11 protein-coding genes are annotated in these 15,452 nt (G+C 57.4%); 2 read left to right on the forward strand and 9 right to left on the reverse strand.

The window, feature by feature from the left end; translation table 11 throughout:
• Positions 1-162: 162 nt before the first annotated feature.
• Positions 163-1,776: a pentapeptide repeat-containing protein gene (locus tag QZR18_RS05295; protein WP_178704484.1), complete on the forward strand. Its 1,614-nt coding sequence runs from the start codon at positions 163-165 to the stop codon at positions 1,774-1,776.
• A gap of 81 nt (positions 1,777-1,857) precedes the next feature.
• Here the strand turns inward: QZR18_RS05295 and codA are convergent, their stop codons facing one another.
• From codA to QZR18_RS05315, 5 genes are all read right to left on the reverse strand, one after another.
• Complete coding sequence (gene codA, locus QZR18_RS05300; protein ID WP_295910585.1) at positions 1,858-3,135, reverse strand: cytosine deaminase; 1,278 nt, start codon at positions 3,133-3,135, stop codon at positions 1,858-1,860.
• A gap of 23 nt (positions 3,136-3,158) precedes the next feature.
• Positions 3,159-4,418: a cytosine permease gene (gene codB / locus QZR18_RS05305; RefSeq protein WP_178704481.1), complete on the reverse strand. Its 1,260-nt coding sequence runs from the start codon at positions 4,416-4,418 to the stop codon at positions 3,159-3,161.
• Between the two features lie 334 nt (positions 4,419-4,752).
• Complete coding sequence (locus QZR18_RS08300) at positions 4,753-4,959, reverse strand: ricin-type beta-trefoil lectin domain protein (RefSeq protein WP_178704478.1); 207 nt, start codon at positions 4,957-4,959, stop codon at positions 4,753-4,755.
• 27 nt (positions 4,960-4,986) lie between these two features.
• Positions 4,987-6,729 carry an alpha-glucosidase gene (locus QZR18_RS05310; RefSeq protein ID WP_178704475.1) on the reverse strand — a complete coding sequence of 581 codons (1,743 nt, stop codon included), beginning with the start codon at positions 6,727-6,729 and terminating at the stop codon, positions 4,987-4,989.
• On the reverse strand, positions 6,716-8,311 hold the full coding sequence (locus tag QZR18_RS05315) for a glycoside hydrolase family 66 protein (protein ID WP_178704472.1): 1,596 nt from the start codon (positions 8,309-8,311) through the stop codon (positions 6,716-6,718). The genes QZR18_RS05310 and QZR18_RS05315 overlap by 14 nt, the downstream gene beginning before the upstream one ends.
• Positions 8,312-8,507: 196 nt before the next feature.
• Between QZR18_RS05315 and QZR18_RS05320 the strand changes: the two genes are divergently transcribed.
• Complete coding sequence (locus QZR18_RS05320) at positions 8,508-9,638, forward strand: ROK family transcriptional regulator (RefSeq protein ID WP_295910589.1); 1,131 nt, start codon at positions 8,508-8,510, stop codon at positions 9,636-9,638.
• 121 nt (positions 9,639-9,759) lie between these two features.
• Here the strand turns inward: QZR18_RS05320 and QZR18_RS05325 are convergent, their stop codons facing one another.
• From QZR18_RS05325 to QZR18_RS05340, 4 genes are all read right to left on the reverse strand, one after another.
• Entirely contained in the window at positions 9,760-10,713 is a 954-nt protein-coding gene (locus QZR18_RS05325) for a carbohydrate ABC transporter permease (RefSeq protein WP_178704466.1), read from the reverse strand.
• Positions 10,713-11,636 carry a carbohydrate ABC transporter permease gene (locus QZR18_RS05330; protein ID WP_178704464.1) on the reverse strand — a complete coding sequence of 308 codons (924 nt, stop codon included), beginning with the start codon at positions 11,634-11,636 and terminating at the stop codon, positions 10,713-10,715. Before QZR18_RS05330 ends, QZR18_RS05325 begins: the two co-directional genes overlap by 1 nt.
• Positions 11,637-11,862: 226 nt before the next feature.
• Complete coding sequence (locus QZR18_RS05335; protein ID WP_178704461.1) at positions 11,863-13,116, reverse strand: sugar ABC transporter substrate-binding protein; 1,254 nt, start codon at positions 13,114-13,116, stop codon at positions 11,863-11,865.
• Entirely contained in the window at positions 13,100-15,283 is a 2,184-nt protein-coding gene (locus tag QZR18_RS05340; protein ID WP_178704458.1) for a TIM-barrel domain-containing protein, read from the reverse strand. The genes QZR18_RS05335 and QZR18_RS05340 overlap by 17 nt, the downstream gene beginning before the upstream one ends.
• Between the last annotated feature and the right edge of the window lie 169 nt (positions 15,284-15,452).

The raw sequence follows: 15,452 nt of genomic DNA on the forward strand, positions 1-15,452 counted from the left end.
ACGGGTAGCCGCATAACGGCTGCCATTAAACGCGTCCAAGTTTCGGGGCGCAGTTCATCGTGCAGACGGGGCTTCTTCTTTTAACCAGCGCGAGCGCGAAAGGTTGGGGTCCTCCCCTATGCTGGATATAAGCCAGCACCGGAGCAGGAAGGGCGCCCCATCATGAACCTCAACAAACTCTTAACTGCGCTACGGCAACGCAAAAACACCCCAGCGCACAACCAGCAGGCCGGGCGGCACGAACGCTACACGCACGCCCTCGAACAATTCCTCGACGGGCAGCCCGCCGTACGCCTCAGCGGGGCATACACGCTCGTAAACCTCGCAGACGAATGGCTCGCCGACACCTCTCTCCCCGAGCAGGTACGCCGCGAAGAAGCCCAAGCCATTATCGACGAGCTGACCGGGTGCATCCGCACGCCCTACCCCCTCGCGCAAAAACGGCAGGTCCTAGAAGCAGACGAGGCACCCGAAGGGTACGAAGGCGACTTTACGCGCGATCAGGAGGCACTCCGCGAAGAACAGCTGGTGCGCCGCACGGTCTTCATGGAGTTCAGCCGCCGCCTCGCCGCAGTCGCCGAGAGCCCCGAAAAAGACAAAGCAGAAGACCAGCACGCGGTGCCGCCAATATCGCCCATGTGGGCTGACCTGCGCTTCGACTTTGGCGGCGCGCCCATCTTCTACCCGCTGGGGCAGCTGTACTTTCAGAACGCCGATTTCGCCTCCGCAACCTTCTACGGCCCGGCAGATTTCTTCAACGCAACCTTCCACGGTGACACCAGCTTCTCCGCGGCACAGTTCACCGCTGACGCATCCTTCCACGGCGCGAACTTCAACGACTGGGTGGGGTTCAGCGCCGCGCACTTCGCGGGCGCGGCAAGCTTCGCAACCGTAACCTTCACCGGCGAGGTTGACTTCTCAGACGTGGTCTTTTCAGCTGCGGCCGACTTTGGGGTAGCTTCCTTCGAGGCCGACGCCGACTTCTCACGCTTGAACACCGCGGGCATAGCCAGCTTCACGGCGATCACCTTCGGCGGAGAGGCACTATTCACCGCCTCCACGTTCCACGATGAAGCACACTTCGCAGCATCGGTCTTCAACCGCCCGGCGGTGTTCTCCAAGTCGCTGTTCGGCGGGGCCGCGCGCTTTGCCGGTATAGCCACCAAGCAGTCCGCGATGTTCAGCAATGTACGCTTTGCGAGCGCGGCGGACTTTAGCGGAGCGTCCTTCACGCAGTTCGCGGATTTTGATGGGGCGCGGTTCGACGGCGACGCCACGTTCAGCCGGGCGTCGTTTATTGCGCTTCCGAGAACGTCATATGAAGATATGGACTTCCCGCAGTACGCGTACTTCGATAAGGTCACCTTCGCGCAAGATGCCGACTTTAGCAAGGCGACGTTCACGGCGCATGTCGGCTTCGGCATGGTGACGTTCGCGCGGGCGGTGAGCTTCAACGGGACGAGCTTTGAGGGAGCCTACTTCCCGGGTGCGACGTTCGGTCAGCGGGCAGATTTCAGGCAGACTAGCTTCGCATACGTTGAGCCGTCCTTTGAGGCTTTGGAAAGACGGATGCAGAGGGCACGGTTCTCTGCGCAGGCGGATCCGCAGGATTACCTGTTCGAGGCGCGCCCGGAGAGTCCGCACGGTTTCAGCTACGGCGAGGCGCAGCTTCTTAATAGAACGTTCGTTCTGCCTCTCGGTGCCGTGCTGTACGACCCGGAGTCCTGGGACGAAGAGAAGCAGGAGTACACCCGCTTCAGTGAGCCCGCACAGTAAAACCTAGCTCTCCCCTATCGTCGGGGAAGCTCCCGCACACAGACCCCGCCCGCACCTGACCCCGGGACTTTTATGCAGGCCTCAGAAATTCACCGTGCGCACCACGGCCTCGGACTCGGTCAAAACCCGACCAGCGCGGAAGTTTGCCAGAACGGGAGAACCAAAGCTCAGCGCGTGGAACCAATCCTCGGCATCCAACACAATGAAGTTCGCCGTGTTTCCAACCTCAATGCCGTAATCGGAGAGGTTGAGCGTGCGCGCTGCATTGTGAGTGATGAAGTTGTAGGACCCGGTGATCTCACTGCGCGCCATCATCTGGGTGACGTACAGGCCGTTGAGCACGACATCTCGCAAGTTTCCGGTACCCATGGGGTTCCACGGGTCCTCAATATCATCCTGGCCGAAGGAGACGTTGATTCCTGCCTCGGTCAGTTCCTTCACGCGGGTGACGCCTCGTCGCTTCGGGTAGGTATCGACGCGCCCCTGCAGGTGCGTATTGACCAGCGGATTCGACACGAAGTTAATGCCGCTCATCTTGAGCAGGCGCACCAGGCGCAGGAAGTAGGCGTTGTTATACGAGTGCATCGCGGTCGTGTGCGAGGCGGTGACTCGCGGACCAATCCCGGCCTCGAGCGCGCGCGTGGCCAGGGTTTCCAGCCCGCGCGAAGCCTCGTCGTCAATTTCGTCGCAGTGCACGTCCATGAGCAGTCCGTATTCCTGGGCAAGCTCGACTGCAAAGTTCAGCGAGGACACGGAGTACTCGCGGGTGAACTCAAAGTGCGGGATGGCCCCGATTGCATCGACGCCCATTTCAGCCGCGCGACGCATGAGGTCGCGTCCGTTCGGGAAGGACTCGATGCCTTCCTGCGGGAAGGCGACCAACTGCAGGGTCATGGAGTCCTTGAGTTCCTCACGCAGGTCAATGAGCGCGCGAAGGGCTGTCAGGTCCGGGTCAGTAACGTCGACGTGCGAACGCACGTACTGAATTCCGAACTGTGCCTGCTGACGAAGCGCCCGGCCCGCACGGTCCTTGACGTCCTCGTAGGTCAGGGTCTGCTTGCGCTCACTCCACACCTCGATGCCCTCGAAGAGGGTTCCGCTTTCGTTGTAGCGCGGCTGTCCCGAGGTGAGCGCCGTGTCTAGGTGCACGTGCGACTCGATATAGGGAGGTAGAACCAGCTTGCCCGTGTAGTCGCGGACCTCTTCGCCTTCACGAGGCGCCAGTCCCGCACCAATTTCCGCGAACTTTCCGTCCGTGATGCGAATGTCGACTCCGGCGGGGCCGTCTTCAATACGGACGCCCGTGATGAGAAGATTCGCGCCTTTTTCTCCCATTGCCGAGGCCTGGGTGTGAGGCATGTTGTTTCCTTCAGTTTGCGCGCTCATCGACGGATTCCCTTCTCGATTGCGCTTCCGACGAAGTAGACGAGGATGGCGACGACCATGGCGTTGATCGAGACGATTCCGAAGCCGGGGGTCAGCCAGCCGGTCAGTGCGCCTGCGACCAGTGCGACGATCGGTGCCCATTTGACCTCGGGGTCATCTGATCCCATATCCATGTAGCTGCGGCGACGTGCAAAGTAATCGGCAACCAGAACTGCACCGATGGGGGGCAGGGTGGCATTGAGCAAGCTGAGCCAGCCGACAAAGTTGTCGTAGAGCCACAGGGCTCCAAGGGTTCCGATGATGCCTGCGACCAAAACCAGAGGCTTCTTGTTGATTCCGGTGATGTTCGCGTAGCCCAGGCCGGTGGTGTACAGGGCGTTGTTGTTTGTCGTCCAGATGTTTGCACCCAAGACGATCAGCGCAGGAATCAGCAGGCCCTGAGCGATCATTACGTAGAAGATGTCGTCCTTACCGGTGAAGGCTCCACCGACCGCTCCGAAGGAGAACATCAGGGTGTTACCGATGAAGAAGGCGATCACAGTGGTAATCACTGCCGAGGTCGCGGACCTCGCGAAGCGAGTGAAGTTGGGGGTTGCGCTACCGCCGGAGACGAAGCTTCCGATCACGAGGCCGATGGCTGCAACGGTGGTCATGCCTTGGTTTTGGCCGAAGACTGCGGCAATACCGCCGCCTGCGTTGACCGCACTGATCATGGAGTAGCTTCCGAGGATTGCGATCAGAGGTACTGAGACGAAGGAGACGATCTCAATGGCCTTGATTCCGAAGTAGGCCGAGGCGGTCATCAGGCCGCCCGCAATGATGACGACGGGCCACGCGTTGATGTGCAGGGTCTCGGCGGTGGGGATTGCGAACATTGCGACGCCCACGCCAAACCATCCCATCTGAGTGAAGGAGATCAGCGCTGAGGGCAGGAAGGAACCGATGCGGCCGAAGGTACGACGGGACATGAGGTCGAAGCTCAGACCGGTCTTTGCGCCGATGTAGCCCAGCGCACCCGTGTAGACCGCAAGGATTGCGCCACCGACGATGACTGCCCACACATATTGGCTGAAGTTCAGGCCGTTACCAAGCTTGGCACCCACGCTCATCGAAGCCGAGAAGAAGGTGAAGCCGAGCATAACAAAACCGACGGCCCAAAATGACCGTCGGTTCTTTGAAGGAACTGCTTCAAAAGAGAAATCATCATCGTGTCGGATGACGTCCTCTTTGTGTCGTTCAGGTGCAATTGTGCTCATCGGTTATCCTTCCAGGTTCTGAGGTTTCGTAGCGCGTCGTTCGTTATCTGTCTTGTTTGGTCCGTCACCTCTGTCACCTAGGCACACCCGGTTTTCATGTATTTGCAGACTGGGTAATGGCGTGATGAGCAGGATTGGATCTAGGCCAAATTGTCAATAGGTTACCGCGCACAGCGCATCCAGCGCAAAGTTCAGCACTGTGACTCTGCACGCATCAATTCCAAACCCTAAGATAACCTTCGATTAACCTAAAAAATACCTGATAATAGGGCTGTGGCCCCATCTCTCCCTCCTAGAAGATGGGGCCACAACCTGATTGCGAAACTATGAGCAACTAGCGCCCAAAGCTCCATTTTTCAGTCTGCCCTGGGTGGCAATCCCAGATATGAAGGACAGTCCCATTCTCTGAAGAGTCCTCGCGAACTGTCAGACATTTCCCAGTCTGAACATTCTGAAATTGTCCATCAGGCAGGTGCTTCCATTCGAGCTGACAATGTGACCTTGAATTGAAAAATCGTGAATTTCCAGCGAATTCAAACATGGGTGGTCTCAGGGGTTGACACGATAATTATCGAAGAAAAACCCGCGCCCTCCACGGAGCAAGCGGCGCACCCATCTCTTCCCACACATTCGCATTAGTCAGAACTGGAACAAACTCCGGTGCGGCCTCGGAAATTTCTGAAGGAAGGACCGGAGCCAGATCTTTCGAGGAAAGATTTGCAATAACTACCAGCTGGTGCTCATCCAAGGTACGGCGGAAAGCGAAGATTTCACGGCTTCCCGCATCGATGCGCTCAAAACTTCCGTTGGCAACTACTGCCAAGCGGTGACGCAATTCAATCAGAGCCTTGAAGTAGGCAAAGACCGAGGTCGGATCACCCACTTGCTCGGAAGCATTAATCACCGGGTAATTCGGATTGACCGCAATCCACGGCGTGCCCGTAGTGAAACCAGCGTGCGCAGAGCCATCCCACTGGACGGGAGTTCGCGCGTTGTCGCGGCCCATGGCACGCAAACCATCAAGGACACGCTCGAGATCGTCTCCGTGTTTAGTGGCCACACGGTAGTAGTTGGTGGACTCGATATCCTCAAAGTCCTCAATCCCCGCGAAGACCGTGTTTGTCATACCCAGTTCTTCACCCTGGTAGATATAGGGGGTTCCGCGCAGGAGGTGAAGAATCGTCGCAAGCGCAGTCGCGCTGTCACACCAGTACTTTTCATCGCCGAAACGGCTGACCGTACGCGGTTGATCATGGTTGCACAGGTAGAGGCTGTTCCATCCCCGCTCGGCGAGGCCATATTGCCAACGCGTAAGCGAATCCGCAAGGTCTCCAGCTTCCAGTGTGCGTCGGCCAAATTTTCCTTCAGGCAGGCCCAAGCCAACGTGCTCGAATTGGAAGATCATATTCACTTCGTGGCGCGCAGGATCGGAATAGAGAGGCGCATTTTCAAGGAGCACTCCGGGGGTTTCCCCGACGGTGAAGATCGCTCCGCGGCCTTCGAAAACCTCTCCGTGCATTTCCTGGAGAAATTCGTGCAGGCGCGGCCCCTCCATGTAGAAGGGGCTTCCGTCGGCAAGATCCTGACCGGGATGACAGATGCCATCGGGAAGGCCGGGAACCTTAGAAATCAGGTTGATGACATCCATTCGGAAGCCGTCGACGCCTCGGTCAAGCCACCAGCGCATCATTTCGTAGACGGCCTGACGAACTTCTGGGTTCTCCCAGTTCAGGTCGGGTTGCTGCTCCGCAAATAGATGCAGGTAGTACTGCCCTGTCGCCGGGTCATACTTCCACACCGGACCGGAAAAGAAAGACTCCCAATTCGTTGGTTCCGCTCCGGGAGTTCCGCCTTCAAAACCTGGCCGCGGATCGCGCCAGTAGTACCAATCGCGTTTGGGATTATCCAGTGATGAGCGCGATTCAAGGAACCAGGGGTGTTCATCCGAGGTGTGGTTGACGACCAAGTCCATAACCAGCTTCATACCCAGAGAGTGAACATCGGCAATGAGCTGGTCGAAGTCCTCCATGGTTCCGAAAACCGGATCAATATCCTGGTAATCGCTGATGTCGTAACCGTTATCGGCCTGTGGCGATCGATAGATCGGTGAAAGCCACAGGACATCAACTCCCAGCTCTTTCAGATAGCCCAGTCGAGAGCGGATTCCCTGAAGGTCCCCAACACCATCACCATTGGAGTCTTGGAATGAGCGCGGATAAATCTGATAGACAACCGCACTCTTCCACCATTCATCAGCCGAAAGCTCGCTTAGGGCATTGGTTTTGGGAAGTGAAGCCTCAGAGAATAACACGAAGAACCTGCCAAACTTGTAGCGGCGGAAGATCCACCTTTGCCTGCGCTCCCTCACAGTGAACACGAAGTTCTTCTAGGTGTCCACTACCGTCTGGGTCCGCCACGAATACGCGGGGAGTACGCCCCGCGCAGCAGCGCAATGTCAGTCGTCCACCTTCAACAAGAATCCCTGAACGCTTAGGCCCATCCCACAGAGTGTCCTTTTGCCCGACAAGGTTGATGAGGTGAACAACCAATCCGTGGGGTGTCGTCGTCACTCGCCTCCACACTGCCCCTTCCTTGGAATCCTCCGTCACGCTCAGATTGTCGTAGGCAACCTCAACATCCTCATTCAATGGGCCCGCAAATGAATCCGTCACTTCTGCAATTCGCGGATCCATCAGGATTTCATCGTGTTCAACCAAGAAGTCGTACCAGCGCTTGAGCATATCCACGGTGCTGTCAGCGGCCTCGTGGTTATTGACGTAGTAGGGGTCGACGAGGACGTTTCCACCTTCTCCCGCCAGAAGCTGAGTTGCCCCGTGAGAGAAGAGCGTTGCCATCGTAAGTTTGTTCGCCTGTTCCGATTCTTCTGCCGAGGCCTTGGAGTAGACGCTTTGATACGCCGCAAGAACCACGGGCTTACCTTGCGCAACGCTTCTCGCCCGAGACGCAACACCCGCGAGCGCACCCAGCGTTGTAATGGGAGCCCAGGGTTCGATGTACACAGTATCTTGGGGAGTACCAGCAGTGGCCCAAGTTGGGAAGTCATTGACATTGTTGAAAACAAGGACAGTGTTTGGAAGTCCATCGCGCGCAGCGCCGATCATGCGCGTGAAGCTCTGCGACAAGTCGATAAATTCACCGTCGGCACGAGTTGCATACTTTGGGTATCCGTATTGATCGAGGTGGAATCCCTGGAACCCCACCTGCTCAACGCATTTTTGAAGGTCACCGATGAAGTGTGCAAGCCATCCCCTAGCAGCCGGGTCGACAATCTGAAGGAAACCACCCAGCTCATAGGGTGTCCCATCACATTGCATCAGTGCAGCATCCTTCCACTGGCCCCACTCTTCATTTCCGACGCCATAGACAGCGGCGTATCCGAATGAGCGAGATCCAGCCTGCGCCAGCGCACGGATCAGGCGACGAACCGTTTCCAGTGAAATCGGTTGGTCAAGAGGATCGAGATAGGTCTCTCCTCCACCTACAAGATCCGCGTGGCGGTAGGCCCAGTCGTAGAACTGAATACCGTTGAGGTGCAGCTTGCGCGCCAAGCGAGCGACGGCCTCGACATCCTTATCGGGGGCATAGCTTGCAACGAAACCGTAGCGAAGTCGCTGACGAGTATCGCCAAGAACCTGAAGAGCGGTGGAGGCAAGGACCTCGTTCCCATCGCACATCAGAACGCCGTATCCACCCTCTTCCAAAGTGCCAAAGGACACCGATTCACCCAGCGGAGGTTCGGCCTCAGCAATGAGGGCTCCCAGGTGGGTCAGACGCAAGGTGGCGGCGGGAGGAAGGGGTGAATCGGCAACAATGTCGATGCGTACATCGTCTTTGACCTCAAAGGCCGCGGACACTGGAAGAAGTTCGAACATGGGATTTAATCCTTTCACTGCACCAGCCCTCACCTTCGTTAGACTTCTCTGCTTCGTCGCTGTGTGTCTTTTCGTGAGGCGGTCATCATTGGCCACTGGAGGTTATTTCACCAAATAAAAATACTTGCGTCAAGTGTGTGATCTATAGTCTAATTACTCTGCTATTTATTTAATTTGGTAAAGAAAGGCGGTCATGATGGGGTGGCAGCCTCAGGATGAACTTGCGCAGAGCGTGGCACTCGAAGTCCTCCTTCACGGACCACTCGGCCGCTCCGAATTAGCCCGTCGTCTTTCACTGGCACCCGCGACGCTCACCCGCATCAGCACCGATCTGATCGCCTCAGGACTCCTGACCGAAGTACGGACCACCCGCACGGGAACATCCGGCCGCCCTTCGATCCCCCTAGCCGTCGTTCCCGATAGCCATCATTTCCTGGGAATCAAAGTTGCCGACGACTGCCTCACCGCTGCGGTCATTAACCTGAAGGCACAGGTCTTAAGCTACGATCAGCTTCCTCTTCCCACGCACTCCCCCAAGGACGTTGGTGAGGGCATTGCCTCCTTGGCACGCCAGGCCGAAAAGACTTTCCGCATCGACGCGATTGGCGTGGGCATCGGCGGTGTTGTCACAGATCAGGGCATCATCCGATCCGCGCCCTTCTTGGAATGGGAAGATGTCGATCTTGTCGGCCTTTTGCGCGAATACACCAAAATCCCTGTTTTCGTCGCAAATGATCTGACGGCCTATACACAGGCGCAGCACTGGTTTGATCTGGGCGCACAGCATCGGAATTTTGCGGTCCTGACTTTGGGCGTCGGCACCGGTTATGGATGCGTTGCAAACGGGCGACCGCTAGAAAACCAGGATTCAGGCATCGGTTTGGTCGGGCACTGGCCCCTGGATCCCCTAGGCCCACTGTGCTCGCAAGGGCATCGCGGCTGCGCAGAATCCATGCTGACAACCCCCGCGATCACCCGCTCCATTTCTGAAGCACTTGGACGGGAAGTCACCTGGGATGAAGTGATTTCTTTGGCAGAGTCCGAAGATCCTGCTGTTTCCGCCGTCTTGCGTGCGTCCGGATTAGCGCTCGGACGTTTGATCGGCGCAATCGCTAATCTGACAGCTCCAGAAGTCGTCATCATCGGCGGCGAAGGCGTTGCCATGGCATCGCTGAGCAATCGATGGATGCGCCAGGGCTTAGCGGAAACCCGCGACCCACGAGCCTCGCTGGTCAAGATCGAATTGGCCTCGCCAGCGAATGAAACCTGGTGCAGGGGAGCAGCGGTTATCGGGCTCCAGGGCTACGTATCCAAGCGCCGCTCCTAAGAACGACTCGGTACAGACCGCACAACTCCCTCTTCCTGCCTCGCAGGCACAAACTTGGGGGCACCGGCCCACACACCGATGCCCCCAAGCAACTCACCATCCAACTTTTTGGGTCAGGATTTCACCCCTTCGTCGCGCCACCGGCAAGGCCGGCAACGATGTACTTCTGAAGGGCGACGAACAGGATCAAGACGGGGATCGCAATAACCGTTGCGACGGCCATCAGGTCATTCCAGTTCGTTGCGTACTGACCAATGAGTCGGTTCAACGCAACCGTCAAAGGCTGCAGATCCGCCTTCGTGAGCAAGGTCAAGGCAAAGGTAAATTCACCCCATGTCATCAAGAAGGAGAAGGAACCGATCATAATGACACCGGGACGGATCGTCGGGATGACGACTCGGACAATGGTTCCAATGATGCCTAATCCATCAAGTCGCGCGGCCTCTTCAACTTCCTTGGGGAACTGCTTGAAGAAGGGGCGCAGCATGATGATCGCAAAGGGTAGTGTTCCCGTCACATCCGCCAAGATGATCGAGGGAAGGGTGTTAACCATTCCAGCGTGACGGAAAAGAACGAACATCGGAATCGAGATTGCGATCGCAGGAAGCAGCTGGACAACACTGAGCAAGATCAACATGCCCGTTGTGATTGTGCTTCTCATTCGTGCAATTGCGTAGGCCGCGGGAATTGCAAAGAGCAGCGTCAGCACCAAACATCCGGCTGCGATGATTGCCGAATTTCCCAGCGCCTTCCAGATCCCGAAGTTGTCACTGAAAGCGACCCTAAACGAGGCCAGGGTTGGGTTTTGCGGAATCAGATGCGGGGGCTGCGCAAAGGTTTCCATCTGCGTCTTGAAGGCCGTACACACCATCCAGTAAACGGGGAACAGGTAGAAAATTGCCATGACCCACGCGAATGCGGATTTCCCAATCCGGACGCGCCCCTCGCGCTTTTCGCGCTTCGTCTTCGCTAAGCCCTTTGTTCCCGAGGCTGCGGAAAGCGCCTCGCCTTTAGGTGAACTTTCGTCCGCCACAGTCTGGACTTTTTCTTGAACTTCAGCGGTCTTTTCAGACATCACTGGTCCTCCTTATCCAGCGAACGAACGTAGAACCACGACAGAGCCAGCGGCAAAACCATGGTCAGCATTGAAGCTGCCGCACCGTTACCAAAGTCGAAAACCTTGAAAGTTTGTAGGTAGGTGAAGATCGGCAGGGTTGTGGTCGCCTCGACGGGACCACCCTTGGTCATGGTGTAGATCAGGTCGAAAACCTTGTAGGTATTGATGACGCCAAGCAAGAGCAGCGAAATCACCACGGGGCGCATGAGAGGTTCGGTGATGGAGAAGAAGGTGCGAATTGGGCCAGCGCCGTCGACCTCTGCGGCCTCGTACAGGCCGTCATCGATGGTGTGAAGTCCTGAAAGGATCAGCAGCATATTGAAGGGCATACCAACCCACAGGTTCGCAACGACGATTGCAATCATTGCGGTTGTTGGACCGGTCAGCCACATCACCGGGTGATCAATAATGTGCAGGCTCATCAAGAAGTAGTTGATCACGCCGAAGTCAGAGTCGAACATCCAACGGAAGATCGTGCCCGTGACAACAGCGGGAAGGATCCAGGCGACCAATAGGAGCGCGCGAATGATGCCGTTACCCGGGAAAGGTTTGCGGAAGAACAAGGCCAGCGCGTAACCAACAAGGAATTGCAGGGCAAGTGAGGCAACTGTCCAGATGATGGAGAGCTTCACGCCATTCCAGAAGCCTGGGCTCTTGACCATCGCTTCATAGTTCGCCAGGCCCGTGGGGTGATAGTCACCCGAAATAAGGTTTGCGCCGTTCGCGTCAGAGATGGACAGCCAGATGTTATAGATCAGTGGGACAACAAGAAAAATCGTTATGTAAATCAGTGCGGGTAACGCCAGAAGCAGTCCTAGGCGCCGTGTTCGCGCCAAAGAACGTGATCCGTCGTCGTGGCCCGCTGTTTTCGTTCGCGCCATCGAAATTCACTCACAGATCCGAGGTTTGTGTGGGAATACTGTTGCGGCCTGGCAGGCTCAGTGGCCTGCCAGCACCAAAACAGGGATGTTTCCCCACGCGAGCGGGAGATTCGCTGCGGCTTCAAGCCGTTGCTCATCGTTGCGTTCCCACTCGCGCGGGGAACTTTATGTGTGTGTTGGTTACCTAGGGGCGATCGCCCCCAAGCAAACCGGTTTCTTGCGCTACTCAGTTCTTGGGCAGCAAGGGGTTGATTGAGTCCGCGGCCTTCTTTGCTGCGGCCTCGGGGGTCGATGCGCCCGTCAGAGCTTCCTGCATGGACAGCTGGATGGCCTCAGAAATCTTCGGGTAATCCTTGCCGTATGCACGTGCGTGTGCGTCAGCAAGCTGGCCTTCGAAGACCTTGAGCTTTGCATCGTTCGAGAGCTTGAGCTTGCCCTGGAGGTCGGGGCGAGAGGACAGCTGGCCGGAGCCATCGCAGTAGATCTTGGCGCCTTCTGCGCTGGTTAGGAACTTGGCGAGCTTGACTGCTGCATCAGACTGCTTGGCACCGTTCATGACGACAACGTTTTCGCCACCCATCGAGGTTGCTGCACGCTTGTCCTTGGGCAGAGGAGCAACATCCCAGTCAAACTGGGCGTCCTTGGTCAGGGTTGCCAGCTCCCAGGGGCCATTGATCATCATGGCGGACTTGCCGGTGATGAACTGGGTACGTGCGTCTTCCTGGGTGTAGTTCGAAACGGCCTCGGACATGGAACCGTCGTCGATCAGGCCACGCAGGTAGGCCAGAGCGGTTGCGCCAGAGGTGGCGTAATCGTTCAGGTCACCGCCGGTCTGCCACACAAAGGGCAGAATCTGGAAGGTAGCGGACTCGGACTTCACGGCCGAGATCGCGATGCCCTTCACGTCACCCTTGGTGGTCTTCTTTGCGACGTCCTTGAGGGATGCCCAGTCGGTCGGAACCTCAACGCCCGCGTCCTTGAGCATCTGCTTGTTGTAGTACAGAGCCAGGTTGTTGGAGTTCAGCGGAATACCGTAGGTCTTACCCTCGTAGACGACCGAGGACCAGGGGCCATCGAAGAAGTCAGACTTGTTGATTCCGTCGTTGCTCAGATCCTTGAGCATTCCCAGGGATGCGAAGTTCTGGTTGTCGACAACGTCGACGACTGCGACATCGGGAACCTGACCGCCGACCGAGCCCTGAAGGATGGACTTGGACAGGTCTGCAAACGCAAAGGTGGTGCGCTTGACCTTGATGTCGGGGTTGGCCTTCTCGAACTCAGCGATCGCTGCATTGATCGAGTCATTGGCGGTTTCACCGCTCAGGTAGTCCCACATCTCAACGGTTACTTGACCGCCGGATGCGCTGCCGGAGTCGGCCGAATCCGTCTTCGTCCCGGAGCATGCTGCCAATCCCAGTGTCATTACGCCGGCACCGAAGAAGGCAATCCCGCGCATTGCGCGCTTAGATGCGTGTGCCATTCTTTCTCTCCTTTGAGTGTCGATAGTTGTCCGTCAACCAACTATCTAGATCCGTGTTTTCACGGATGAATAATGGGATGCACTCCAGTGGTGCATCTATGGTGAGTTCACTTCCGCCTTCGAAAGTCTCACCAAGCATGTACGAGGCCGTAGCCTCTTGAGCCTCATCACCGCGGCTTGGGGCGATGAGAAGTTGGCGCCACCGCGCACCACGCGGAAGGTAGACGCGGGCAGTGCGGGAGCCTGCCTCGGTAATCGGGGAAACCAGGAGGTCGGGACCCAAGAAGAACTCCCCGTCCCAGCTCCAACAGCGCTCGTCCTCGGGGAATTCCAGGAAGAGGGCGCGCATAGCGGGGATTCCGCGCTCGCTGGCCTCGTCCATCACGCGAGTGAGGTAGGGGCGAAGGGTGTCGCGTAGGAGGATGTAGCGGGAGCAGATATCCGCGACTTCCTCTCCGTAGGACCAGATTTCGTTGGGGCCGCCGGGGTTTTCCGAGGCCACGTCTTCGCGGGGTTCGCGGTGTCCATGAACGCGCATGAGCGGGCAGAAGGTTCCGAATTCGAACCAGCGGGCAAAGAGTTCTTGGTATGCGGGGTCGCTAGCGTCGCCTCCGTGGAAGCCACCGATATCACTGGTCCACCAGGGAATTCCTGCGATTCCAATGGATTGCCCGGCTCGCACCTGCGTGTAGAGGGCCTCCCACGTGGGGCCGATATCTCCGCTCCACACGGCGGCGCTGTATTTTGCCTGGCCTGCCCAGGCGCTGCGGCACAGGGTCAGGAATTCGTCTTCGCCCTCTTCACGCATACCTTCCCAGATCATGCGAGCATTCTCGCGTGGGTAAAGGTTCGAGACATTCAGGCCCTTTCCCGCATAAAAACGCAGGTTAGAGGGGTGACCGGGATTGAGTTCAGGCTCGCAGGCATCCAGCCAGAACACGCGCACACCCAGATCGAAGTAGTTGTTCTTGAGCTTGTTCCACACATAGTCGCGCGCCGTCGGATTCGTGGGGTCATAGAAGGCGACGGGAAGCGGGCGATCCATTCCCTTATCACGGAAGGTTTGGTGGTATTCAACTCCGGCTTCGGTGCCGACCAATAAACCTTTTGCGCGGATTTCCGCATCTGTTTCGGCAAGGGGTGAGACCGTGGGCCACACGGAGACCATGAGTTTGGTGCCCATTTCGTCCAGTTCGGCCATCATCGCTTCGGGGTCGGGGTATTCGCTTGGGTCAAAGCGCCACTCCCCCATAGCCGGCCAGTGGATGAAGTCGGTAACGATGACAGAGAGGGGAAGGCCTCGGCGGTGGTATTCGCGGGCAACTTCCATAAGTTCGTTTTGGCTGGTGTAGCGCAGTTTGGATTGCCACAAGCCCAGTGCCCACTGAGGAATTCGGGGTGCGTGGCCCACAGCGTCGGCATAGGACTGGAGGATTTCCTTGGGAGTGTCTCCTACGCACACCCAGTAGTCGATCCATTCGCTTGCCTGCGCGACCCAGCGGGTGGCTTCTTTGGCAAATTCCACGCGGCCAACACTGGGGTTGTTCCACAGGAATCCGTAGCCCCTGTCTGAGAGGACGAAGGGGATGGAGACTTCACCGTTTCGTTGAATCAGATCAGAGACGACGCCCTTGTGGTCAAGGAAATTGTAGGAATGCTGGCCCATTCCGAAGAAGCGCTCGGCGGGGTCCGAGGCAAAGCATTGGTGCACTTCGTGTCCTCCGAAACCCGGGTAGATTCCGTGGGCTCCTGGCCACCAGAAGTGCTCAGGGGCTTCGCGCAGGATGGATCCGCCATCCTTGTGGAAATCCAGGAGGAATCGGGAAATTCCCGTCCCACCATCAAGGTTGGCGACGACGCTGATGCGCCCGTTGGTGAAGACTTCTTCGGGGCGATCGTAGCCGGGGATTTCGGTGACAGAGCAGGGTTCGCTACTCCCGGCAGGCTCTGCCAGCATCGAAGCCTGGGTGAGCGGGTCCGCGGATGCTCCAGAGGTCGCGCCGAGGCCACTAAGGGGTGCGGCCTCGAGCGCGCCCAGTCCCTGGGGGAAGTTCGCATTGGGGCCTATACGCACGCGAAGTGCATTGCGACCCCAGGCCTCAATGCGGATGAACTCGTGCGCATAGGAGAGTTCGACTGCGCCCGGGTACTCCTTTTTCGTGTACACCTACGACTCCTTAGCGAAGAGTACGAATACGTATTCGCTCCATGCTTCTATGCAGGAGATTTTCTGGTAATATCCATTACGCATACGTATTCGTTATGTAAAAATTTTTTGCGAGCATCGCTGCTCGCGTGTGATGTGAAACTCAAGATAAGTAGTAAAAGCGTTCCTG

It is taken from the genome of uncultured Actinomyces sp. (assembly GCA_900541895.1).
In the GTDB taxonomy this organism is placed as follows: domain Bacteria; phylum Actinomycetota; class Actinomycetes; order Actinomycetales; family Actinomycetaceae; genus Pauljensenia.